Source organism: Roseovarius confluentis (assembly GCF_002917925.1).
Lineage (GTDB): Bacteria > Pseudomonadota > Alphaproteobacteria > Rhodobacterales > Rhodobacteraceae > Roseovarius > Roseovarius confluentis.
Window position 1 is genome coordinate 234,624 of record NZ_PPFE01000001.1, and the last position, 23,496, is coordinate 258,119.

Consider the following 23,496-nt stretch of genomic DNA (forward strand, 5'->3'; position numbering starts at 1 on the left):
AAAAGCTCGGGCGCCTTCGGCGCATGAAACGCGTGCGCAATGCCGCCGCCTTCAGCCTTGTCGTGCTTGGCCCCGTTCTGGCGCTTCTGACCTATCTGGTGATGGGCCCGCTCGATCAGGGCAGTTCGTCCAACGTTCTGCGCATCATCCTGCTGGCCGACATGGTCTACATTATCATGGTCGCCGCGCTGGTGCTACAGCGCGTCGCCCAGATGGTCGCCGCCCGCCGCCGCAAATCAGCGGGCTCGCGCCTGCACCTGCGCCTGACTGGGGTCTTCGCCCTGATGGCGCTTTTGCCCACGATCACCGTCGCCGTCTTTGCCACGCTGTCGGTGAACATGGGGCTCGAGGCATGGTTCTCCGACAGGGTGGGGCGCGTCGTCGACAACTCCGTCGCCGCGGCGCAGGCCTACGAGGATGAACACCGCCGCGATCTGCTGGTCGATGCCCGCGCCCTGGCGTCGCTGATCAACGCCACCAAGCGCGCCGCCGTTTTCCTGGATGATGGCGACATCCGCCAGATCCTGTCGCGCGGCCAGCGCGAAATCCAGCGCGGCCTGCGCGAGGCGTTCGTCATCGACGGCACCGGCGACATCCGCTCGCGCGGGGAACGCTCCTACCTTTTCGACTACGAGGAACCCTCGCGCGAGATGTTCGACGAGGCCAACGAAGAGGGCGTCGTCATCATCCGCGACTGGGACAACAACGAGTTCCGCGCGCTTCTTCCCCTGGAGGAGATCCCCGACCGCTATCTCTACGTCAGCCGCAATGTCGACGGCGACATCCTCAGCCTGCTGGATGACACGCAGGAAACCGCGCGCTTCTACCAGCAGCGCGAGGACGAGCGCGACCGCGTGCTCTTTGAGTTCGGCGTGCTCTATCTCGGTTTCGCGCTGATCCTGATCCTTGCCGCCGTCTGGCTGGGCATGTGGTTTGCCGAACGTCTCAGCCGTCCCGTGGGCCGCCTGACCAGCGCGGCGCAGCGCGTGGGCGAGGGCGATCTGGACACCCAGGTGCGCGAGGAGGATGCCGATGACGAGATCGGCATGCTCTCGACCTACTTCAACCAGATGACGCGGCAATTGAAGCAACAGCGCGACACGCTGCTGACCAACACCGAGCAGATCGAACGCCGCCGGCGGCTGTTCGATTCCGTGCTGGGCTCGGTGTCGTCCGGCGTGGTGGGGCTGGATGCCAAGGGCCGGGTCACCTTCGTCAACCGTGCCGCCGAACGCCTGCTCGACTGGCAGGAGGACCAGCAATCGCTGGCGCTTTCCGTGGCGATCCCGGAATTCGGCGCGCTCTTTGACCGGCTGAAGGAGTCCAACACCGGCTTCGTGCAGGAGGAGATCAAGGTCAGCCGCACGGGCCGGATGGAAAACCTGCTGGTGCGCATGTCGACCCGTAGCAATGACGGCGGCCGACGCGAAGGCTACGTGGTGGCCTTCGACGACGTGACCGACCTCGTGACCGCCCAGCGCATGGCCGCCTGGGGCGACGTCGCCCGCCGCATCGCGCACGAGATCAAGAACCCTCTGACCCCGATCCAGCTGTCGGCGGAACGCATCAAGCGCAAGTTCACGCGCGTGCTGGATGACGAACAGGCCGCCAGCCTGGAACAGCTGACAGACGTGGTCGTGCGCCAAACCAACGATTTGCGCCGCATCGTCGACGAGTTTTCCAAGTTCGCCCGCATGCCCGAACCGCAGACCAAGGTCGAAAGCCTGACGCACCTGCTGCGCGAGGCGGTCCTGCTGCAGGAAGCCGGGCAGCCCGATGTCACGTTTGAGGCCACGCTGACCGATGACGCGCTGATGGCCGAAGTTGACGGCACCATGTTGCACCAGGCGCTGACCAACCTGATCAAGAACGCCGGCGAAGCCATTGAAAGCCTTTATGAAAAAGAAGGCTCCGACGGGCACCAGCCGCAGATCCGCGTCACCAGCACGCGCGAGGACGACGCGGCCGTGATCTGCATCTCCGACAACGGCATCGGCCTGCCCGAGGATCGCTCGCGCCTGTTCGAGCCTTACGTGACCACCCGCGCAAAGGGCACCGGCCTTGGCCTGCCCATCGTGAAGAAAATCATCGAGGAACATGGCGGCAGCCTTGGCCTGGAAGACGCCGAGCCCTTCGCCGAGGGCGCGCGCCCCGGCGCCATGGCCGTGATCCGCCTTCCCCTGACCCGGGCCGAGGCCGCGCCGGATACCGACCCCGATTTGAACGAATATGACCAACGACAGGCCGTATGAGGTAGACCCATGAGTGACATCCTGATTGTCGACGACGAACGCGATATCCGCGAACTGATTTCAGACATCCTGCAGGACGAAGGCTTCACGACCCGCCTCGCGGGCAATTCCGACGAGGCCATGGCCGAGATCCGGAACCAGCCGCCGGGCCTGCTGATCCTCGACATCTGGCTGAAAGACAGCAACATGGACGGGATCGACATCCTCAAGGCGGTCAAGCGCGACTTCCCCGAGGTGCCGGTGGTGATCATCTCGGGCCACGGCAATATCGAGATCGCGGTGGCGGCCATCAAGCAGGGCGCCTACGACTTCATCGAGAAACCCTTCAACATCGACCAGCTGATGGTGGTGATCCGCCGCGGCATGGAAACCAGCCGCCTGCGCCGCGAGAACCTCGCGCTCAAGCGGCAGGGCAGCGGCCCCGCCGACATGCTGGGCGAAAGCCCCGTCTTCCGCACGCTGGTGGGCCAGCTGGACAAGGTCACCCGGTCGAATGGCCGGGTGATGCTGTCTGGCCCTGCCGGCTCGGGCAAGGAGCTGGCGGCGCGCTACATCCACGCCAATTCCGACCGTGCCAATGGCCCCTTCGTCTGCGCCGGCTGCGCCTCGATCGAGCCCGACCGGATGGAAGAGGTCCTCTTCGGGCGCGAGGCCGAGGACGGCACCGTCACCGCCGGCCTGCTGGAAGAGGCCAATACCGGCGTCATCTATTTCGACGAGGTCGCCGACATGCCCCTGGTCACGCAGGGCAAGATCCTGCGCGTGCTGGTCGATCAGACCTTCCTGCGGGTGGGCGGCAGCGACAAGGTGCAGGTCGACCTGCGCGTCATCTCCTCGACCAGCCGCGATCTCGAGGCCGAGATTCAGGCCGACAGGTTCCGCCGCGAGCTTTACCACCGCCTGAACGTGGTGCCGATCGCCGTACCCAGCCTCGAGGACCGGCGCGAGGACATACCGGTGCTGGCGGCCTATTTCATCGAAAAGCTCAACAGCGAACAGGGCCTGCCCATCCGCGCCCTGGCTGACGAGGCGGCGGCGCTCCTGCAGACCATGCGCTGGCCCGGCAACGTCCGTCAGCTGCGCAACGTGATCGAGCGCGTGCTGATCCTGGGCGAGTCCAACGGTGACATCACCGCGCGCGAAATCCCCGGCGACAGCGCCACGCCCAGCGACGGGGATCGCGTTGTCCTGTCGGGCACGGTGGCCACCATGCCCCTGCGCGAGGCCCGCGAGGCGTTCGAGCGTGAATACCTGATGACCCAGATCAACCGCTTTGGCGGCAATATCAGCCGCACGGCGGAATTCGTCGGCATGGAACGCAGCGCCCTGCACCGCAAGCTGAAATCGCTGGGGGTCGTCACCGGGACCAAGGGCGCACGCGTGTCCGACGAGGAAGAGGACAGCCAGCAGGCCGCGACGGGCTGACAGGGCAGGGTATCGCGTACACGCCTCGCTTCCCCTGGTCAAAAACATCCCCGCCGAAGGCAAACCCGAGACGCCCCCGCCGCCGAGACTTCAAGCGCGCCGAAGGCGCTCCTTCAGGCGACGCAGACCTACTCGGGGTTCACGATCTGGTATTTCCCGCCCTTGATGCGGATCGCGCAGGAGTTTTCCGTCAGTGGCGGCTGCACCCGCGTCGCGGTGATCACCGTGGCCTCCACCACCTCGGGCGGGCAGGGCTTCAGGCTGACCTTCTGGTACCCCTGGTCGGCCATGCATTGCTTGGCCACCCGTGCGCGCAGCCCCTCGTTGGCGTCATAGCTTTCCCACCGCCCGGGCGACAGCAGCACCCGGACCGTCTTGCACGCGCCCGCCGCGTTGCAGACCGGGCGATAGCTGTAGGTCGGCGGGATATAGCGCGTCAGCGTGCGCACCGGCACTTCGCGCAGCGCCGCCACGTCACATTGCGTGCGGTCCCGCGCGACCCCGCTCACCGGGGCGCCTTCCTTGTAATAGACAGTGGTCGGCAGGCAGCCCGCCAACAGCGGCGCGACACAGGCGAAAATCGGGACAAGGTACCATCTCATAACCGCCAGCTTATCCGCAAATCCGCGCAGGACAAAGCAATTGACCGTGACTGCCCCATCTGTCATGCAAAGCCCTCGATTGGGTCAATAAGGGCACAGCCCATGAAGGTCATCATCTGCGGGGCAGGGCAGGTCGGCTGGCAGATCGCGCGCCACCTGTCGGGCGAACGCAACGACGTCACCGTCGTCGACAACAACCCCGACCTGGTTCGCCGCGCGACCGAGACGCTGGACGTGCAGGGCATCAACGGCTTTGCCAGCTATCCCAACGTGCTGGACCAGGCCGGGGCGCGCGATGCCGACATGATCATCGCCGCCACCTACTCGGACGAGGTCAACATGGTCACCTGCCAGGTGGCGCATTCGGTCTTTTCCATCAACCGAAAGATCGCCCGCCTGCGCAGCCAATCCTACCTGGACGCGATCTACTCCGACCTCTACCGCCGCGACCACATGCCCATCGACGTGGTGATCTCGCCCGAGCGCGAGGTGGCCGAGGCCGCGCTGCAACGCCTTGCCGCCCCCGCCGCCTTCGACACCGAAACCTTCATGGAAGGAAAGGCGCAGCTTCTGGGCCTGCGGATCGAGGATGACTGCCCGATCGTCAACACGCCCCTGCGACAGTTGACGGATCTCTTTTCGACCCTCGAAGTGGTGGTCGTGGCCATCCGCCGCGACGGCAAGCTGTTCGCGCCCGAGGCCGAGGACCAGCTTTTCGTCGGCGACGACGCCTATGTTTTCGCGCCCTCCGAGGACGTGCCGCGCACGATGGAGGTTTTCGGCAAGACCTCGCAGTCACAGGAACGGCTGGTCATCATCGGCGGCGGAAATATCGGCCTCAGCGTCGCCAAGCGGATTGAGAAGCGCGGCAAGCGCACCCGGGTCAAGGTGATCGAGCGCGACCGCAAGGTGGCCGAACGCGCCGCCGACGCGCTGGAACGCACCATCGTGCTCAACGGCGACGGGCTGGACGCGCAATTGCTGGCCGAGGCGAATATCTCGCGCACCGATGCGGTGCTGGCGGTGACAGACGACGACAAGACCAACATGCTGGCCGCCGTGCGCGCCAAGTCCGAAGGCTGCCCTTTCTCCATCGCGCTGATCAACGACCCCACGCTCTTGCCGATGATGGAGCCGTTGGGCATCGACGCCTATATCAACCCGCGCTCCACCACCGTCAGCTCGATCCTGCGCCATGTCCGCCATGGCCGCGTGCGCTCGGTCTATTCCATCGGCGATGCCGAGGCCGAGGTGATCGAGGCCGAGGTCATGTCCACGTCCAACATCGCCGGCGCCGCGATCCGCGCGATCGATTTTCCCGAAGGGGTGCTTGTGGGGGGCGTGCTGCGGGACGGCAAGGTGCTGAAACCCTCCGGGTCCATGCGGATCGAGGCGGGCGACGTGGTGGTGATCTTCGCGCTGGCTTCGGATGTGGGCCGGGTGGAACAGCTCCTGCAGGTCTCGATTGATTTCTTCTGAGACATCCTCGCCGGGCCTCACGGCCCGTCTGCTGCGGTTCCCACTCATCCTCGTACTGACCGGGATCGCCAGCATCGCCATGCTCGGCCCCGCGCTGCACGCTTTCGTGCAGGACGATCATTCCGTCGCCCGCGCTTTTCTCTATTCCAGCGTGCTGGGGGTCACCTTCATCCTGCTCGTCGGCCTGGCCATCGCGGGCCGCCGGCAACAGGACAATTCGGACATCCAGAACCTCGCTTCGCTGGCGCTGGCCTATACCGCGCTGCCGGTGTTCCTGGCGCTGCCCTTCTACGAGGGGCTGGAGACGACGCGCTTTCTGAACGCCTATGTCGAGATGGTGTCGTGCCTGACGACGACCGGCGCCACTCTCTTCGACAATCCCGCGCGGCTGGTCGACAGCTTGCATCTGTGGCGCGGTATGGTCGGCTGGTTCGGCGGGCTTCTGATCTGGATTGCCGCCTCGGCCGTGCTGGCGCCCATGAACCTTGGCGGGTTCGAGATCACCGTCTCGGCCGAACCGGGGCAGGGGGAGGATGCGCTCAGCCGGTTCCGCCGCGCCAGCTCTGCCCGTCGCATCGCGCAAAGCACGCAGGCGCTGGCGCCCGTCTATGTGGGCCTCACCGGGGTCGTGTGGTTCCTGCTTGTGATCGGCGGTGACCGTCCGCTGGTGGCGGCGGTGCATGCCATGTCCACGATGGCCACCAGCGGCATCTCCGCCGTCGGCGGGGTCGAGAATGCCGGCAGCGGCTTTGGCGGCGAGATCGTGATCTTCCTGTTCATGTTCTTCGCCCTGTCGCGGCTGACCTTTTCGTCGGACACGCTGACCAGCAAGTCCACCAGCGTGCTGGGCGACCCCGAGTTCCGCATCGGCTGTGCATTGGTGCTGGGCGTGCCGCTGGTCCTGTTCTCGCGCCACTGGCTGGGCGCCTTCGACGTCGACCAGGTCGAGGATTTGGGCCAGGCACTGCAGGCGCTCTGGGGCGGCACGTTTACCGTCATGTCCTTCCTGTCCACCACCGGCTTTCAAAGTGCGGCGTGGGAGGCCGCGCAATCCTGGTCGGGTCTCGGCACGCCGGGGCTGTTGCTGATGGGGCTGGCGATGTTCGGCGGCGGCGTGGCCACCACGGCGGGCGGTGTGAAACTCCTGCGGATCTACGCGCTCTACCTCAACGGCCAGCGCGAGATGGAGCGGCTGATCCATCCCTCCTCGGTGGGCCGCGCGGGGGTCCACACCCGCCGCATGCGGCGCGAGGGCGCCTTCGTGGCGTGGATCTTCTTCATGCTTTTCGCGCTGTCGCTGGCATTGGTGACCGTCCTGATGGCGGCCTTCGGCGAGGACCTGCAGAACGCCATCGTACTCTCGACCGCCGCGCTGGCCACCGCCGGGCCGCTCACGCAAGTCGGCGCCGACGCGCCTATCGCCCTGCTTGAAATGCACCCGGCGGCCAAGCTGGTCTTTTCCGCCGCGATGGTGCTGGGCCGGATGGAGACGCTGGCCCTGATCGCGCTTTTCAACCCCAGCCTGTGGCGCCGCTGACCGTCGGGAATATCCGCCCCGCGCGGCAATGTTGTCACACTCCTGAAACACCACCCCGGCAAGACACCGCAACGATTTGATTTTTGGGCTGGAAACTCCGAAACGCGCACTCCATACTCCCTCCCGAGGGAGACCGGGGCCGCAAGAGGCCTCATGCAAGAACAAAGGCTATAAAAACAATGGCGACAGACCGACAAAATCTGCAAGACGCATTTCTGAATCAGGTACGCAAGACCAAGATCCCGGTCACTGTTTTCCTTATCAATGGCGTCAAACTGCAAGGTGTCATCACCTGGTTCGACAATTTCTGCATCCTGCTGCGCCGCGACGGGCAGTCACAGCTTGTCTACAAGCATGCCGTGTCGACGATCATGCCGTCCCAGCCGGTCAGCCTGTACGAGGGCGATGACGGGTCTTGACGCAGACCGACGTTTCGGACACCCGCGCCTGGGTCCTGCACCCGGATATCCCCAGTTCAGACCGCGAGCGTGACCCCGCGCTCGCGCTCGAAGAGGCCGTGTCGCTGGCCCATGCCCTGCCGGGGCTGGAGGTGCTGGGCGGCTCGGTCGTGCGCCTGCGCGACCCGCATCCCGGCATGCTCTTCGGCAAGGGCAAGATGGCCGAACTGCAGCAGCTTGTCGAAGACAACGAGGTCGAGCTGGTCCTGATCGACGGGCCGGTCTCGCCCGTGCAGCAGCGCAATCTCGAAAAGAAGCTGGGCGTCAAACTGCTCGACCGCACCGGGCTGATCCTCGAGATTTTCTCGGACCGTGCCGCCACTCGCGAAGGCGTGCTTCAGGTCGAGATGGCCGCGCTTTCCTATCAACGCACCCGGCTCGTCCGCGCCTGGACCCACCTCGAACGTCAGCGTGGCGGATTGGGCTTTGTCGGCGGCCCCGGCGAGACGCAGATCGAGGCGGACCGCCGCGCCATCGACGAACAGCTCGTCCGCCTGCGCCGCCAGCTGGAAAAGGTCGTGAAGACCCGCACCCTGCACCGTGCCGCCCGCGCCAAGGTGCCGTTCCCCATCGTGGCGCTCGTGGGCTACACCAACGCCGGCAAGTCGACGCTCTTCAACCACCTCACGGGGGCCGAGGTCATGGCCAAGGACATGCTTTTCGCCACGCTCGACCCCACCATGCGCAAGATCGCGCTTCCCGGTGGTGGCCCCGAGGTGATCCTGTCGGACACCGTCGGGTTCATCTCCGATCTGCCCACCGAACTGGTGGCCGCCTTCCGCGCCACGCTCGAGGAAGTGCTGGCCGCCGACCTGATCGTCCATGTCCGCGACATCTCGCACCCCGAGACCGAGGACCAGGCCGGCGACGTGCACGAGATCCTCACCAGCCTCGGCGTGCTGGAAACCACGCCGCAGATCGAGGTCTGGAACAAGATCGATCGCCTGACGCCGGAGGACCGCACCCTGGTCGAAAACCGCGCCAGCCGGATGGAGAACGTACAGCTTCTGTCGGCCATCACCGGCGAGGGCATGGACGCGCTCAGCGACACCATCATCACCCGGCTGGCGGGCACCACCCATGTCGAGACGTTCACCTTGGGCTTTGACGCCGGTCGCAAACGCGCCTGGCTGTTCGAAAAGGGGCTTGTCGAGGACGAGGTGCAGGACGAAGACGGCTATACCCTGACCGTACGCTGGAACGAGACGCAGAAATCGCAGTTCGACGGGCTTTGAGCACACCGTGCCTCGCGGCCTCGTGATTTGCGAAAACCGACGCGCATGCCGATCTAGCGGCCAGAAGCACCGGAAAGGACGCAAGACATTGGCCAAGACCTTCCACGAACTCGCCTTCACCGACGCGGTCCGCGCCATGCAGGAAAAACAGGGCTCGGCGGCGATGTACGCCCGCAGCCTTGCCCCCGAGGCCCCCGCCGACGACCGTCTTGGCCCAACGAGGCACAGTTCATCGCCCTGCGCGACGGCTTCTACCAAGCCACGGTCAGCGCCACGGGCTGGCCCTATGTGCAGTTTCGCGGCGGCCCGCGCGGCTTTCTGAAAATGCTGGATGACCAGACGCTGGGCTATGCGGATTATCGCGGCAACCGCCAATATATCTCCACCGGCAACCTGGCGGACAACGACCGTATCTCGCTTATCCTGATGGACTACCCCAACAGCGCCCGGCTCAAGATCCTGGGCCGCGTGAGGATCAGCGACGATCCCGACCTGATTTCCCGACTGATGGACGAGGGCTACAAGGCGCGCCCAGAACGGGCCGTGGTCATCACCGTCGAAGGCTTCGACTGGAATTGCCCGCAGCACATTCCCGTCCGTCTGACCATGGAGGAACTCGACCCCATCCTCGCGCCGTTCCAGCAGGAACTGGCCGATCTGCGATCCGAGAACGCCGCTCTCAAGGCCCGGCTGGACGCGGCTCAGTCGCTGTGAACCAACCGCAGGTAGGGCCGCTCGCTGGGATGTGACAGGTCCGCGGACTGCTCCTGGCGGTCCTTCGGGGCAGGGGCGGCCAGTGGCGCCTGCTCTTCACTGAATCCGGTGGCCTTGGTGTCGGTCAGGTCCAGCGGCGTCACCTTGCTCTCCACGATCTTGAACCGGCGCGGCGTGGTGCCGATCGGCCCCGAGGACACGAAACACCCCAGCGCACGCGAGATATCTCCGAGGTCGCTGCGCAGCGGCAGCACGATCAGCGTCGCGGCCATCGCCGCGCGGCGCAGGCCGCCGGGCGCTGTCAGGTCAATCCGCAGCGTCGCGGGCCGCTCGAACAGGTCGACCATCGCGTCGGCCAACTGCCCCCGATCCTCGGGCGCGATCAGCGCCGACAGGGGCATGCCGCGTACTTCCATGCCCATCACGTCCGACAGATGCGTGCCGGCGATCCGAAGCCGGGCGATGCCGGGGGCGACCTTTTCGACAATGAAGGCGTTGCTCAGCAGGCTTTCGATGCCGCGCGGATCGATCTCGGTGCGCAGCGGCACGTCGCCGCCCCGGCGCATCCCCGACCAGTAGCCGACGAACTTTTGCAGATCGGCCTCGACGCGGGCGCTGTGACCGCCGCTGCCCGAGGGCCGCAGATCGGCAAACTTGTCCAAAAATGAGCTTCCAGAATCATCCTTCATCGGTCTTTCCCCATCCGGCGCAGGGGCCGGTCTCGCCACTCAATTTTCAATCCCGTCACCAGGGCCACCCGCCCCGGTCCTGCGGTTCCGCGACCGAGGCAAGCCGCCCCGGCGCGTCCCTGCGGCCCGATCCACCTGAAAGGCTCAACTTGAATCGGATGCAGTTCAACTTGAAACAAGCTTGCCACATTTCCGCCCGATTTTGTTCAACTTTCTTGCCGAGTGGTTAACGCCCGGCGTCGCGTGACGCTTGCGAACAGGCCGCCGACGCACTAGGAAACCATTGCAACAACGGGCCTTTCGCGGCCCGCCCCGCAAAGGATCAAATGACCGTGACCCAAGCCCCCGCGCAGCTGAACTCCATGACCGGCTATGCCTCGGGGCAGGGAATGCATGGCCGCTTCGGCTGGACATGGGACTTGCGCGCGGTCAACGGGCGCGGACTGGATCTGCGGCTGCGGGTGCCGGACTGGATCGACGGGCTTGAGCCCGCCTTGCGCGCACGCCTGACCAAGGCGCTCGGGCGTGGCAATGTCACCTTGTCGCTGAAGCTGCAGGCCCAGGATGGCGGCGCCGCCGCGCAACTGGACACGGCCCAACTGGACAACGTGCTGGCGGCAATGACCGAGATCGAATCCCGCGCCATGGCGCTTGGCCTGTCGCTCGCGCCCGCCAACGCCGCCGATGTGCTGGGCTTGCGCGGCGTGTTCGAGCCGGGCGCGCAGGACGAGGATACCGCCGCCCTGGGCAAGGCGCTGGTGGCCGATTTCGAAACCGTGCTCAGCAGTTTCCAGTCGATGCGCCGCCGCGAAGGCGTGGCGCTGGCCGAGGTTCTGACCGGCCAGCTGGACCGGATCGCCGCGCTGACGGACGCCGCCGCCACCGCCGCCGAGGCCCGCCGCCCCGAGACCGAGGCCAATTTCCGTGCCGCGCTTCAGCACGTGATGGACAACACCGACGGCATCGAGGAAGCCCGCATCGCCCAGGAACTGGCGGTGCTGGCGGTCAAGTCCGACGTCACCGAGGAGATCGACCGCCTGCGCAGCCACGTCGCTGCCGCCCGCGACCTTATCGCCGGGGGCAGCCCCGCGGGCCGCAAGCTCGATTTCCTCGCGCAGGAATTCAACCGCGAGGCCAACACGCTGTGTTCCAAGGCCCAAAGCAGCGACCTGACCAGCGTCGGGCTGGAGCTGAAAAGCGTGATAGAGCAGATGCGCGAACAGGTGCAGAATGTGGAGTGACCTGCAAAACAAAATTTTGCAGGTCATCCCGGACTTGATCCGGGATCTCCTGGCCTCTTTGCGCTACCACGTCCCGGGCTTGACCCTGCCTGTCCCGGGCATGACCCGGGACCTCCCGGCTAAAGGGTTTGCGCCACCTTCGGCGTCGCCGCAGCGCGCCTTCGGCGCTTGCATGAGTATTTTGGGCAAGAAAAAGCCGGGCCATGCGCCCATACCGGAGGCCCCATGAAACACCGCCGCGGCCTTCTGATCATCCTGTCCTCGCCCTCGGGCGCGGGCAAATCCACGCTGTCGCGCCGCCTGCGCGACTGGGACGAGACGATCTCGTTTTCCGTCTCGGCCACCACGCGCCCCCCGCGTGCGGGCGAAGTGGACGGGCAGGATTATCACTTCCTTGACGACAGCACCTTTCGCAAACAGGTGGCGGCCGGCGAGATGCTGGAACACGCCCATGTCTTCGGCAATTTCTACGGCTCGCCCCGCGGCCCCGTGCAGGCCGCCATCGACGAAGGCCGCGACGTTTTGTTCGATATCGACTGGCAGGGTGCGCAGCAGATCCAGAATTCGGTCCTCGGCCCGCATACCCTGTCGATCTTCATCCTGCCGCCCAGCATCACCGAGCTGCACCGCCGGTTGGAAACCCGCGGCCAGGACAGCCCCGAGACCATCGCCAAGCGGATGCAGAAAAGCTGGGACGAGATCAGCCACTGGGGCGAATATGACTACGTGCTGGTCAATGACGACCTCGAGACAACGGACAAAGCCCTCAAGACCATCGTCTCGGCCGCCCGCCTGCGCCGCCTGCAACAGCCCGACCTGAATGCCCACGTGCAACGCCTTCAGGCCGAATTCGAGGAGAGATGAATGCCCATTTACGCGCTTGACGACGTGATACCGCAACTGGAGGAGGGCGCCTGGGTCGCGCCTGACGCCAACATCATCGGCAAGGTGGTGCTGGAGGAAAACGCCTCGGTCTGGTTCGGCTGCACGCTGCGCGGCGACAACGAGCCCATCGTCGTGGGGCAGGGCAGCAACGTGCAGGAAAACACCGTGATGCACACCGACCCGGGTTTTCCGCTGACCATCGGGCGCGGTTGTACCATCGGGCACAAGGCGATGCTGCATGGCTGCACCATCGGCGAGAACTCCCTGATCGGCATGGGGGCCACGGTGCTGAACGGCGCGAAGATCGGCAAGAACTGCCTGATCGGGGCCTGTGCGCTGATCACCGAGGGCAAGGAGATCCCCGATGGCAGCCTTGTGATGGGCGCGCCCGGGAAGATCGTGCGCGACCTGGACGACAAGGCCATCGCGGCGTTCAAGGCCACCGCGCTGCATTATCAGAAGAACGCCGCGCGCTACCGGGCGGGGATGCGCCGCGTCGAGATCGAATGAACCAGGGCAATATCGCCACGCTCTTGCAGGCGATTCCCCTGGCCTCGTTGCTGATCGGCCGGGGCGAGCGCATTCTCGGTGCCAACGACCGCGCCGCGGCCTTGTTGGGGCCGGGGCTGATCGGCCGCCATTTCATCACCGCCATTCGCCAGCCCACCGTGCTGGACGCGGTCGAGGCGTCCCTGCGCGACCGCGAGACGCGCCAGACACGTTACCTTTCCAGCGCGGGCACGCAGGACACCGCCTTTGCCGTCACCTGCAGCCCGGTCGAGACCGAGGCGGGCTCCGGCGTGCTCTTGTGTTTCGAGGATGTCACCCATCTTGAACAGGTGGGCCAGATGCGCCGCGATTTCGTCGCCAATGTCAGCCACGAATTGCGCACGCCCTTGACCGCGCTTCTCGGTTTCATCGAAACCCTGCGCGGCCCGGCGCGCAATGATCCCGCCGCGACCGAGCGTTTCCTGGGCACCATGCAAGTCGAGGCCAGCCGGATGGAGCGTCTGGTGAAGGACTTGCTTTCGCTCAGCCGGGTCGAGGCGCAGGAACGCGTGCGTCCCACCGACCGGGTCGATCTGGTCCGGTTGATGCGCGCCGTTATCCATGCCACGCGCCCGATCGCGGACGAGGCCGGCGTCGAGATCGCGTTCGAGACGACTCTGTCCGACGTCACCGTGCCCGGCGACGCCGACCAGCTGCATCAGATCCTCACCAACCTGATCGAGAACGCCATCAAGTATGGCGGCCCCGGCAAGACCGTCACCCTGATGCTCGAGGCCCATGCCGATCACCCCGCGCTGCGCGGCCCCTCGGCGGTGATTTCCGTCATCGACCAGGGCCCCGGCATCGAGGAGGTGCACATCCCCCGCCTGACCGAACGATTCTACCGGATCGACAGCCACCGCTCGCGCGAGATGGGCGGCACCGGGCTGGGGCTGGCCATCGTCAAGCACATCGTCAACCGCCACCGCGGGCGACTGAAGGTGCATTCGGAACTGGGGCAGGGCACCCGATTCGACGTGATTCTGCCCTCGCGCCCGACCGCGCAGCAGACCTGATGCACCGCTCATTTTCGCGCCCCGACGTCAACCTCAATTAATTCGTCCTTAACGCCCGGAAAATGCAGCCTGTCATGAAACCGTTACAAAACTGTAACAGAAGCGTCGTGCCCGAGGCGTAGCAGAGCGCCAAGGTCGCCCGCTGCAAGGTGACCGGGATACATGGATATCAGGAGCTATATATGTCCTTCATGAAAATGACCGCCTCCACCCTGGCGATCGCGGCCGTTTCGGCCACCGCTGCCGCTGCACGTGACAACGTCCAGGTTGCCGGTTCTTCCACCGTTCTGCCCTACGCGTCGATCGTGGCCGAGCTCTTCGGCGAAAACACCGACTTCCCGACCCCGGTCGTGGAATCGGGCGGCTCGTCGGCTGGCCTGAAACGCTTCTGCGAAGGCGTTGGCGAAAACACCATCGACGTGGCGAACGCCTCGCGCGCCATCCGCGAAAAAGAGATCCAGGCCTGCGCCGACAACGGCGTGACCGACATCATCGAAGTGCGCATCGGCTATGACGGCATTGTCTTCGCCAGCCAGCAGTCCGGTCCCGCGTTCACCGCGTTCGAGCCCACCGACATCTTCAACGCCATCGGCGCCACCGTCCTGAAAGACGGCGAGCTGGTCGAGAACACCCACGAAAGCTGGGCCGAGTTCAACTCCGACCTGCCCGATGCCGAAATCGCGATGTTCATCCCCGGCACCAAGCACGGCACCCGCGAAGTCTTCGAAGAGAAGGTTCTGCTGATCGGCTGCGAGGAAACCGGCGCGATGCAGGCCATGCTGGACAGCGGCATGAGCGAAGACGAAGCCGAGGACTCGTGCCTCGACGTCCGTCAGGACGGCAAGTCGGTCGATATCGACGGCGACTACACCGAAACCCTGGCGCGCATCGACGCCAACACCAACGGCATCGGCGTGTTCGGCCTGGCGTTCTACGAGAACAACACCGACAAACTGAAGGTCGCCACGATGAGCGGCATCGAGCCCTCGACCGACACCATCGCCTCGGGTGAATATCCGGTGTCGCGCCCGCTGTTCTTCTACGTCAAGAAAGCGCATATCGGCGTGATCCCCGGCCTGAAAGAGTACGCCCAGTTCTTCGTCGCCGACGAGATCGCAGGCCCCGGCGGCCCGCTGTCGAACTACGGCCTGGTCGCGGACCCGGAACTGGCGGCCACGCAGTCGGCTGTCGAGGCCGAAGAAACCATGGGCAGCGGCTCCTGAGCCTCTGACCTTCCGGGGGCGGCATATTCCGCCGCCCCCAACCCCTTTTAGGTAATTTTTCCAGACAGACGGATGGGGGGCTCATGCCGACACTCTGGCTATTCCTGATCGTGCTTGGCGTCGCGGCCGCGGGCTATGTGCTCGGGCGCGGGCGGGCGCTTCAAAGCGTGGAGGGCGACAACCGCAAGCTCCACTCCCTGCCGTCCTATTACGGATCGAACGTCCTGATCAAAGTGGTCGTGCCAGCCTTTCTGCTGATGATCGCCTGGCTGCTGATCCAGCCCATCGTGGTCGGCAACACGATCTCGGGCATGATCCCTGACCGTTCGGTCGACAACAAGGGCTCGCTGGGGCTGGTGATGGCCGAGGTCCGCCGCACCGCCGAAGGCCTCGACAATGCCATTGCCCAGGGGCTGATGGACGAAGACTTCGTCAACAACGCTCGCGCCGACCTCGCCGATGTCACACAGCGGCTCAAGGATGCGGGCCAGATCGTCACCTCCGAGGTGACCCAGCCCATCCTGAACGCTGCGCAGCGCTACCGGGTCATGAACGCCACCGGCAACCTCATGATGACCATCGCGGTGCTCGTGCTGGCCGTGCTCGGCGCGCTCTGGGGCCTGCGCGAATCCCACGGCGATTTCCGTGCCCGCAACACGGTCGAGAAAAGCATCCGCGCGCTGCTGATCGGCGCGGCCTCCATCGCCATCCTGACCACGATCGGCATCATCCTGTCGCTCGTGTTCAACACGATCGAGTTCTTCCGGCTTTATCCCGCGTCCGATTTCTTCTTCGGCACCAACTGGGCGCCCAGCTTCTCGGGCCGGGGCGGCAGTTCCGACCTCGGCGTGCTGCCGCTTCTGTGGGGCACGTTCTACATCTCCATCGTGGCGCTGGCCGTGGCCGTGCCCATCGGGCTTTTCGCCGCCATCTACCTGTCGGAGTACGCCTCGCCCAAGGTTCGCTCTGTCGCCAAGCCGCTGCTCGAGGTGCTGGCGGGTATCCCCACCATCGTCTACGGTCTTTTCGCCCTGCTGACGGTCGGCCCGCTGTTGCTGAAGGTCTTCGGCGATGACGGGCTTGGCATCATGCAGGCCGGCACCGCCGTCATGACCGCCGGTCTGGTGATGGGCATCATGCTCATCCCATTCGTCAGCTCGCTTTCCGACGACATCATCAACGCCGTGCCCCAGTCCATGCGCGACGGCTCCTACGGCCTTGGCGCCACGCAATCGGAAACCATCCGCCAGGTGGTGCTGCCCGCCGCGCTGCCGGGCATCGTGGGCGCCATCCTGCTGGCCGCGTCCCGCGCCATCGGCGAGACGATGATCGTGGTTCTGGGGGCAGGGGCCGCGGCAAGGCTCAGCCTCAACCCGTTCGAGGCCATGACCACCGTCACCGCCAAGATCGTCAGCCAGCTGACGGGCGACGCCGACTTCGCCTCGCCCGAGGCGCTGGTCGCCTTCGCCTTGGGCATGACCCTCTTCGTCATCACGCTGGGGCTCAACGTCTTCGCCCTCTACATCGTGCGCAAATACCGGGAGCAGTACGAATGACCGACGCAACGCTCAACGGCGCCAGCGGCGGCGGCCACGGCCGCTCCTCGCTCAAGACCATCGACGCGAACACCAAACGGCGAAACGCGGCCGAGAAACGCTTCCGCGCCTACGGCATGGCGGCCATCGGCATCGGGCTCTTTTTCCTCGTGGTGCTGTTCTTCTCGATCATCCGCTCGGGCCTTCCGGCCTTCACCCAGACCGTGGTGGAGATGGAGTTCACCATCACGCAGGAACAGTACGAGGAGGCCGAGGGCCAGCTTTTCAAGACCAAGGCCTATTCCAACCTGTTCATCACCCAGCTTCAGCAGCAACTCGAAGAACGCGGGCTGGAGCTGGACTTCGACGAAGCCGCCATCGAACGCCTGCTGGGCAAGGTCGGCGGCAACCTGCGCGAATACTATGCCGGCAACCAGAACCGCATTGGCGAGCCGGTGGAGTTCTCGCTCTCGGCCTCGTCGCGCGTCGACGGCTATTTCAACGGTCGCGTCACCCGCGAAAGCATGCAGGACAGCCGGTTCCTCATGGCTTCCGACCTTGATCTGGTGGATGCCATGGCCGAGGCGGGCATCATCAAGTCCGAGTTCAACTGGAACTTCATCACCGGCGCGGATTCCGGCGTGGACAACCCCGGCGGCGCGGGCATCGGTGCGTCGGTCGTGGGCTCGTTCTTCATGATGCTGGTGGTGCTGGTCCTGTCGCTGCCCATCGGCGTCGCCGCCTCGATCTATCTCGAGGAATTCGCACCGCAGAACCGCTTCACCGACCTCATCGAGGTCAACATCTCGAATCTCGCCGCCGTGCCCTCCATCGTCTTCGGCATCCTTGGCCTTGCCGTCTTCATCCAGTTCATGCACCTGCCGCAATCGGCCCCGCTGGTGGGCGGGCTGGTGCTGACACTGATGACCCTGCCGACGATCATCATCTCGACCCGCGCCTCGCTCAAATCCGTGCCGCCGTCGATCCGTGACGCGGCGCTCGGGGTCGGGGCGTCCAAGATGCAGGCGGTCTTTCACCACGTCCTGCCGCTGGCCATGCCCGGCATCCTGACCGGCACCATCATCGGCCTCGCGCAGGCCCTGGGCGAAACCGCGCCGCTGCTGCTCATCGGCATGGTCGGCTTCGTCGCCCGCGGCTACCCCGACGGCTTCGTCGCCGGCTTCACCGAACCGAACTCGGCCATGCCCGCCCAGATCTACACCTGGGCCGCCCGCGCCGACGCCAGCTTCTATGAGAAAGCCTGGGGCGGGATCATCATCCTGCTGGCCTTCCTGCTTACCATGAACATCATCGCCATCATCCTGCGCCGCCGCTTCGAGCGCCGCTGGTAGAAAGGGACCTCCCCATGTACGATACGCCAAATACGGAGAGAGCCGTGGATCAGAAAGACATCAAATTCTCGGCCAAGGGCGTTCAGGTCTATTACGGCGACACCCACGCCATCAAGGACGTGGACGTGGCGCTGGAAGACAAGACCGTCACCGCCTTCATCGGGCCGTCCGGCTGTGGCAAGTCCACCTTCCTGCGCTGTCTCAACCGGATGAACGACACGATCGACATCTGCCGGGTCGAGGGCGATATCCTGCTCGATGGCGAGGATATCTACGACAAGAAAGTGGACCCGGTGCAACTGCGCGCCAAGGTCGGCATGGTGTTCCAGAAACCCAACCCGTTCCCCAAGTCGATCTACGACAACATCGCCTACGGCCCCCGCATCCACGGCATGGCCAAGAACAAGGCAGACCTGGACGAGATCGTCGAACGTGCCCTGCGCCGCGGCGCCATCTGGGACGAGGTCAAGGACCGCCTGCAAGCGCCCGGCACCGGGCTTTCGGGCGGCCAGCAGCAGCGTCTCTGCATCGCCCGCGCCGTCGCGACGGAGCCCGAAGTGCTCCTGATGGACGAGCCCTGTTCAGCGCTCGACCCCATCGCCACGGCCCAGGTCGAGGAACTGATCGACGAGCTGCGCACGCAGTATTCCGTGGTCATCGTGACCCACTCGATGCAACAGGCCGCGCGCGTCAGCCAGAAGACCGCCTTCTTCCACCTGGGCAACCTCGTGGAATTCGGCGAAACCGGCAAGATCTTCACCAACCCCGAAGATCCCCGCACCGAAAGCTACATCACCGGCCGGATCGGCTAAGGAGCGCACGCTATGAACGACGAACACATCTCATCGGCCTTCGACCGCGACCTCGAAACCGTCCAGGCGCTAATCATGAAGATGGGCGGCCTGGTCGAAGAGGCGATCATGAACGCCGCCATCTCGCTCGACACCCGCGACGAGGAACTGGCCGAAAAGGTCCGTGCCGGCGACCGCGTGATCGACGACCTCGAAGAGCAGATCGACCAGGAAACCGCGCGGACCATCGCCCTGCGCGCGCCCACCGCCATCGACCTGCGCGTCATCCTGACGGTGATGAAAATCGCCTCGAACCTGGAGCGCATCGGCGATTACGCCAAGAACATGGCCAAGCGCACCACGGTGCTGTCGCAGATGACCCCGATCACCGGCGCCACCGCCTCGCTGCGCCGCATGGCCCGCGAGACCGAACGCATGCTGCGCGACGTGCTGGACGCCTATATCCAGCGCGACGCCGAGCTGGCCCGCGAGGTGATCCAGCGCGACCACGACGTGGACCAGATGTACAACGCGCTCTTCCGCGAGTTCCTGACCTTCATGATGGAAGACCCGCGCAACATCACGCCCTGCATGCACCTGCATTTCATCGCCAAGAACACCGAGCGCATGGGCGACCACGTCACCAACATCGCCGAACAGGTGGTCTATCTCGTCACCGGCACCATGCCGGAGGACGGCCGCCCCAAGAGCGACAAGACATCGCTGGATCCCAAGGTCTCGCCCCAGGTCGGCGCATAACGAAGGACATCAATCGTCATGGCAAGCGAACAGCCCAGCGTTCTTCTGGTCGAGGATGAACCGGCACAGCGCGAAGTGCTGGCCTACAACCTCGAGGCCGACGGCTTTGCCGTAACCAAGGCGGAAAACGGCGAAGAGGCCCTGATGCTGGTCGAGGAAGGCGCGCCCGACCTCATCCTGCTGGACTGGATGTTGCCCAACGTGTCGGGCATCGAGGTCTGCCGCCAGCTCAAGACCCGCTCGGAAACGCGCAACGTGCCCATCATCATGCTCTCGGCCCGCTCCGAGGAGGTGGACCGCGTGCGGGGGCTCGAAACCGGCGCCGACGACTACGTGATCAAGCCATACTCGGTCATCGAACTCATGGCCCGCGTCCGCGCGCAACTGCGCCGCACCCGGCCCTCGACCGTGGGCGAACGGCTGGAATACGAGGATATCATCCTCGATTCCGAGACCCACCGCGTCACCCGCAAGGGCGAGGGCCTGAAACTGGGCCCGACCGAGTTCCGGCTGCTCTCGACCTTCATGGAAAAACCGGGCCGCGTCTGGAGCCGCGAACAACTGCTCGACCGCGTCTGGGGCCGCGACATCTATGTCGACACCCGCACCGTCGATGTCCATATCGGCCGGCTGCGCAAGGCGCTCTGTCAGCATGGCGGCGACGACCCGCTGCGCACGGTGCGCGGAGCCGGGTATTCCCTCGGCTGACCGCGCGCCCGTGGTCGGCGGCGAGACATGAGTATTTTCGGCAAGAAAAAGCAGCAGGATGCGCCCGGCTTTTTCTTGCTCCAAATACTCAAATCAAAAAAATAAAGCGTGGCGCAGCCACACAATCGGGTCACGCCACATGTTACCGGGGCAGGGGGTCTTCGTCCTCCGCCTGCGGCGCCAGCCAGTCGCGGAACTTCACCACCGCGCTGTCCTGCGCCTTCTCCTCGGGCCAGACCAGGTGATAGGCGCCCGGGCTGTCCGTGCGCCCACCCCAAACGGTCACCAGCTTGCCCGTGGCCAGGTCCTGTTCGGCCAGGTAGTCCGGCAAGAGCGCCACGCCCAGCCCGTGCAAGGCGGCCTGCGTGATGGTCGAGAACTGGTCATAGATCGTGCCCGCCACCGTGCCCGTCTCGACACCGTGCGCGGCGAACCACGCGCGCCACGCCTCGGGCCGCGTCTCGATATGCATGAGAGGCAGGGACAGCACATCGCCCGGTCCCGATACCTGCATCCGTTCCAGCAGCGCTGGCGCGGCAACTGCCACCACCGCCTCGCTTTTCAGCCGCAGACTTTGCGTGCCGGGCCAGCCACCATCCCCGAAAAGTATAGCCGCATCAAACGGTTCCGCGGCAAAGTTGAACGGCTTCAACCGGGTCGACAGGTTCAGTGTCACTTCCGGATGCGCCGCGGCAAACTCCGGCAGCCGCGGCACCAGCCAGCGCATCCCGAAGGTCGGCAATATCGCCAGGTTCAGACTGCCGCCCCCGGGGTTCAGCGCCAGCTTAAGCGAGGCCTGGCTGATCCGGGTCAGCGCCGCGCGCGTCTCGCCGGCGTATTCCCGGGTCTCGGGTGTCAGCCGCACGCGCCGCCCTTCGCGCACGAACAACGGCACGCCCAGCTGGCTCTCCAGCGTCTGCAATTGCCGGCTCACCGCGCTCTGGCTCAGGTTCAGCTCCTCGGCCACCGCCGTCAGGCTGCCCAGCCGCTCCAGCGCCTCCAGCGCGCGCAAGGCGCCCAGCGATGGCAGAAAGCGACGGGGCAGGGACATCTATGCGGTTTCCTCATGAACATATGCCGAATTGCCGCTTTTTATTGCGCTTATCTCAGGATAAATTCAAGCCAAAGCACATTCGCCCTGTATAAGGAGACCGCCATGAGCCTCGACGCCCCCAAACTGCGCGACAAGGACAAGCCCGACCTCGCCGGGTTCGACTGGGCCGATCCCTTCCTGCTGAACGCCCAGCTGGAAGAGGACGAGCGCATGGTCGCCGACAGCGCCCGCACCTTCGCGCAGGAGACGCTGCAGACCAAGGTCAAGGACGCCTACGCGACCGAGGCCTCCGATCCGGGCATCTTCCGCGAGATGGGGCAGATGGGCCTTCTGGGCACCACCATCCCCGAGGAATACGGCGGGCTTGGCTCCAATTACACCACCTACGGCCTCGTCGCGCGCGAGATCGAGCGCGTCGACTCCGGCTATCGCTCGATGATGTCGGTGCAGTCCAGCCTCGTGATGTATCCCATCTACGCCTATGGCAGCGAGGAACAGCGCCGGAAATACCTGCCGGGCCTTGCCTCGGGCGAGCTGATCGGCTGTTTCGGCCTCACCGAGCCCGATGCGGGCTCCGATCCCGCCGCAATGAAAACCCGCGCCGAGAAGACCGATGGCGGCTACAAGATTTCCGGCTCCAAGATGTGGATTTCGAACGCGCCCATCGCTGATGTCTTTGTCGTCTGGGCCAAGTCCGACGCCCATGACGGCAAGATCCGCGGCTTCGTGCTCGACAAGGGCATGAAAGGCCTCAGCGCCCCCAAGATCGGGGGCAAGCAAAGCTTGCGCGCCTCGATCACCGGCGAGATCGTCATGGACGGCGTCGAGGTGGGAGAGGATGCACTTTTGCCGAATGTTCAAGGGCTTAAAGGCCCCTTTGGATGTCTCAACCGCGCCCGCTACGGCATCGCGTGGGGCGTCATGGGATCGGCCGAGTTCTGCTGGCACGCCGCGCGCCAATACGGCCTCGACCGCAAGCAGTTCAAGCGTCCCTTGGCCCAGACCCAGCTCTTTCAAAAGAAACTGGCCGACATGCAGACCGAAATCGCCCTTGGCCTTCAGGCCGCGCTGCGCGTCGGTCGCCTGATGGACGACGCCCAGGCCGCGCCCGAGATGATCAGCCTCATCAAGCGCAACAATTGCGGCAAGGCGCTCGATATCGCGCGACAGGCCCGCGACATGCATGGCGGCAACGGCATTTCCGAGGAATTCCACGTCATCCGCCACATGATGAACCTCGAAACCGTCAACACCTACGAAGGCACACACGACGTGCACGCGCTTATCCTCGGGCGCGCGCAAACCGGGCTTCAGGCGTTTTTCTGAAGCCGAAACAAGGCGTTGCGGGGCAGGGGACTGCCCTGCTCTACGGGCCGTTGCCGGTGAACCGCCGCGCGTAATCGCTCAGCACCAGCAGGCCGCCGGCAATTGCCCAGTTCTTGACGAAGATCGACATCTGCCAGCCATCCTCGGGCTGGAAGTGGAAAATGCTCGTCACCATGCAATAGACGCTCAGCGCCAGCGCCACCCAACGCGTGGCGTATCCCATCAACAATGCCAGACCGGCCACCGCGTTGAACACCAGCGCGGGCCAGATCAGCCAACCGGGCAAGCCCAGATTACCCAGCAGCGCCATGCCTTGCTCTGGTCCCAACGCTTTCTGCACCGCACCGGCCAGGAACAACACCGCGATCAACGTGCGTCCCACGCGCAGGGTCACTGGCGTTGCGGTCGGGGTGGGGTCTGTCGCGGCCATCAAGCGTCTCCCTGGCGTCGTGTCCCGGTCCATGCGCGGATACAGGTCATGTAAAGCCACGCAAACACGGGGCGAGAAGTTTCCAACCGGACACTTCCTGATACGTGGTAAGCGCATAATCAGTATTATGTTAAATATGTAGGCATCCCGGAAAACTCCCTCGGCCAGCTAAAACCCAGACACAGCAAAGGTTTGACCGGATCAGCTCACCCTCGTACCGAAGTCGTCAGCCACGA

Annotated in this window: 23 protein-coding genes; 19 read left to right on the top strand and 4 right to left on the bottom strand. The window is 65.0% G+C overall.

Going from position 1 to position 23,496, the window contains the following annotated elements:
* The first annotated feature begins 23 nt into the window (after positions 1 to 23).
* Entirely contained in the window at positions 24 to 2,252 is a 2,229-nt protein-coding gene (locus C2I35_RS01150; protein ID WP_103761200.1) for a sensor histidine kinase NtrY-like, read from the top strand.
* Positions 2,253 to 2,261: 9 nt separating this feature from the next.
* Entirely contained in the window at positions 2,262 to 3,677 is a 1,416-nt protein-coding gene (ntrX, locus tag C2I35_RS01155; protein ID WP_103761201.1) for a nitrogen assimilation response regulator NtrX, read from the top strand.
* Between the two features lie 128 nt (positions 3,678 to 3,805).
* Here ntrX and C2I35_RS01160 read toward each other — a convergent pair whose 3' ends face one another.
* Complete coding sequence (locus C2I35_RS01160) at positions 3,806 to 4,345, bottom strand: hypothetical protein (protein ID WP_103761202.1); 540 nt, start codon at positions 4,343 to 4,345, stop codon at positions 3,806 to 3,808.
* 36 nt (positions 4,346 to 4,381) lie between these two features.
* Here C2I35_RS01160 and trkA point away from each other — a divergent pair, with 36 nt between their 5' ends.
* The 6 genes from trkA (at position 4,382) to C2I35_RS01185 (ending at position 9,702) form a co-directional block, all read left to right on the top strand.
* Positions 4,382 to 5,758 carry a Trk system potassium transporter TrkA gene (trkA, locus tag C2I35_RS01165; protein WP_103761203.1) on the top strand — a complete coding sequence of 459 codons (1,377 nt, stop codon included), beginning with the start codon at positions 4,382 to 4,384 and terminating at the stop codon, positions 5,756 to 5,758.
* Positions 5,709 to 7,295 (top strand): TrkH family potassium uptake protein, encoded by a 1,587-nt coding sequence (locus tag C2I35_RS01170; RefSeq protein WP_103761204.1) that lies wholly within the window; start codon positions 5,709 to 5,711, stop codon positions 7,293 to 7,295. Before trkA ends, C2I35_RS01170 begins: the two co-directional genes overlap by 50 nt.
* A gap of 179 nt (positions 7,296 to 7,474) precedes the next feature.
* Positions 7,475 to 7,714, top strand: a complete 240-nt coding sequence (gene hfq, locus C2I35_RS01175; protein ID WP_057789335.1) for an RNA chaperone Hfq — start codon at positions 7,475 to 7,477, stop codon at positions 7,712 to 7,714.
* Positions 7,711 to 8,988, top strand: a complete 1,278-nt coding sequence (hflX, locus tag C2I35_RS01180; RefSeq protein WP_103761205.1) for a GTPase HflX — start codon at positions 7,711 to 7,713, stop codon at positions 8,986 to 8,988. Before hfq ends, hflX begins: the two co-directional genes overlap by 4 nt.
* A gap of 88 nt (positions 8,989 to 9,076) precedes the next feature.
* Entirely contained in the window at positions 9,077 to 9,310 is a 234-nt protein-coding gene (locus tag C2I35_RS22385; protein WP_245890356.1) for a hypothetical protein, read from the top strand.
* On the top strand, positions 9,277 to 9,702 hold the full coding sequence (locus C2I35_RS01185) for a pyridoxamine 5'-phosphate oxidase family protein (RefSeq protein WP_245890357.1): 426 nt from the start codon (positions 9,277 to 9,279) through the stop codon (positions 9,700 to 9,702). The genes C2I35_RS22385 and C2I35_RS01185 overlap by 34 nt, the downstream gene beginning before the upstream one ends.
* On the opposite strand, the gene C2I35_RS01190 is transcribed toward C2I35_RS01185, so the two are convergent.
* Positions 9,690 to 10,391, bottom strand: a complete 702-nt coding sequence (locus C2I35_RS01190; protein ID WP_103761206.1) for a PAS domain-containing protein — start codon at positions 10,389 to 10,391, stop codon at positions 9,690 to 9,692. The two genes, C2I35_RS01185 and C2I35_RS01190, sit on opposite strands and share 13 nt — an antisense overlap.
* 362 nt (positions 10,392 to 10,753) lie before the next feature.
* On the opposite strand from C2I35_RS01190, the gene C2I35_RS01195 reads away from it, so the two are divergent.
* The 10 genes from C2I35_RS01195 to phoB all read left to right on the top strand — a co-directional run bounded on the left by C2I35_RS01195 (position 10,754) and on the right by phoB (position 20,450).
* On the top strand, positions 10,754 to 11,632 hold the full coding sequence (locus C2I35_RS01195; protein WP_103761843.1) for a YicC/YloC family endoribonuclease: 879 nt from the start codon (positions 10,754 to 10,756) through the stop codon (positions 11,630 to 11,632).
* A 225-nt stretch (positions 11,633 to 11,857) separates the two neighbouring features.
* Complete coding sequence (gene gmk, locus C2I35_RS01205; RefSeq protein ID WP_103761208.1) at positions 11,858 to 12,496, top strand: guanylate kinase; 639 nt, start codon at positions 11,858 to 11,860, stop codon at positions 12,494 to 12,496.
* On the top strand, positions 12,497 to 13,027 hold the full coding sequence (locus C2I35_RS01210; protein ID WP_103761209.1) for a gamma carbonic anhydrase family protein: 531 nt from the start codon (positions 12,497 to 12,499) through the stop codon (positions 13,025 to 13,027). It begins immediately after the preceding gene.
* Entirely contained in the window at positions 13,024 to 14,082 is a 1,059-nt protein-coding gene (locus tag C2I35_RS01215) for an ATP-binding protein (protein WP_103761210.1), read from the top strand. The genes C2I35_RS01210 and C2I35_RS01215 overlap by 4 nt, the downstream gene beginning before the upstream one ends.
* Before the next feature lie 182 nt (positions 14,083 to 14,264).
* Entirely contained in the window at positions 14,265 to 15,305 is a 1,041-nt protein-coding gene (locus tag C2I35_RS01220) for a substrate-binding domain-containing protein (RefSeq protein ID WP_103761211.1), read from the top strand.
* An 83-nt stretch (positions 15,306 to 15,388) separates the two neighbouring features.
* Positions 15,389 to 16,861, top strand: coding sequence for a phosphate ABC transporter permease subunit PstC (pstC, locus tag C2I35_RS01225; RefSeq protein ID WP_103761212.1), 1,473 nt, complete (start codon positions 15,389 to 15,391; stop codon positions 16,859 to 16,861).
* The gene (gene pstA, locus C2I35_RS01230) at positions 16,858 to 18,192 is read left to right on the top strand and encodes a phosphate ABC transporter permease PstA (RefSeq protein WP_103761213.1); all 1,335 of its coding nucleotides are present in this window, start codon (positions 16,858 to 16,860) and stop codon (positions 18,190 to 18,192) included. The genes pstC and pstA overlap by 4 nt, the downstream gene beginning before the upstream one ends.
* Before the next feature lie 14 nt (positions 18,193 to 18,206).
* The gene (gene pstB, locus C2I35_RS01235) at positions 18,207 to 19,004 is read left to right on the top strand and encodes a phosphate ABC transporter ATP-binding protein PstB (protein ID WP_103761214.1); all 798 of its coding nucleotides are present in this window, start codon (positions 18,207 to 18,209) and stop codon (positions 19,002 to 19,004) included.
* Between the two features lie 12 nt (positions 19,005 to 19,016).
* Entirely contained in the window at positions 19,017 to 19,742 is a 726-nt protein-coding gene (gene phoU, locus C2I35_RS01240) for a phosphate signaling complex protein PhoU (protein WP_103761215.1), read from the top strand.
* Positions 19,743 to 19,760: 18 nt separating this feature from the next.
* Positions 19,761 to 20,450, top strand: coding sequence for a phosphate regulon transcriptional regulator PhoB (phoB, locus tag C2I35_RS01245; RefSeq protein WP_103761216.1), 690 nt, complete (start codon positions 19,761 to 19,763; stop codon positions 20,448 to 20,450).
* 142 nt (positions 20,451 to 20,592) lie between these two features.
* On the opposite strand, the gene C2I35_RS01250 is transcribed toward phoB, so the two are convergent.
* Entirely contained in the window at positions 20,593 to 21,501 is a 909-nt protein-coding gene (locus C2I35_RS01250; RefSeq protein ID WP_103761217.1) for a LysR substrate-binding domain-containing protein, read from the bottom strand.
* Positions 21,502 to 21,606: 105 nt separating this feature from the next.
* On the opposite strand from C2I35_RS01250, the gene C2I35_RS01255 reads away from it, so the two are divergent.
* Positions 21,607 to 22,830, top strand: coding sequence for an acyl-CoA dehydrogenase (locus C2I35_RS01255; protein ID WP_103761218.1), 1,224 nt, complete (start codon positions 21,607 to 21,609; stop codon positions 22,828 to 22,830).
* 40 nt (positions 22,831 to 22,870) lie between these two features.
* Here the strand turns inward: C2I35_RS01255 and C2I35_RS01260 are convergent, their stop codons facing one another.
* Positions 22,871 to 23,260 carry a DoxX family protein gene (locus tag C2I35_RS01260; RefSeq protein ID WP_103761219.1) on the bottom strand — a complete coding sequence of 130 codons (390 nt, stop codon included), beginning with the start codon at positions 23,258 to 23,260 and terminating at the stop codon, positions 22,871 to 22,873.
* Positions 23,261 to 23,496: the final 236 nt, after the last annotated feature.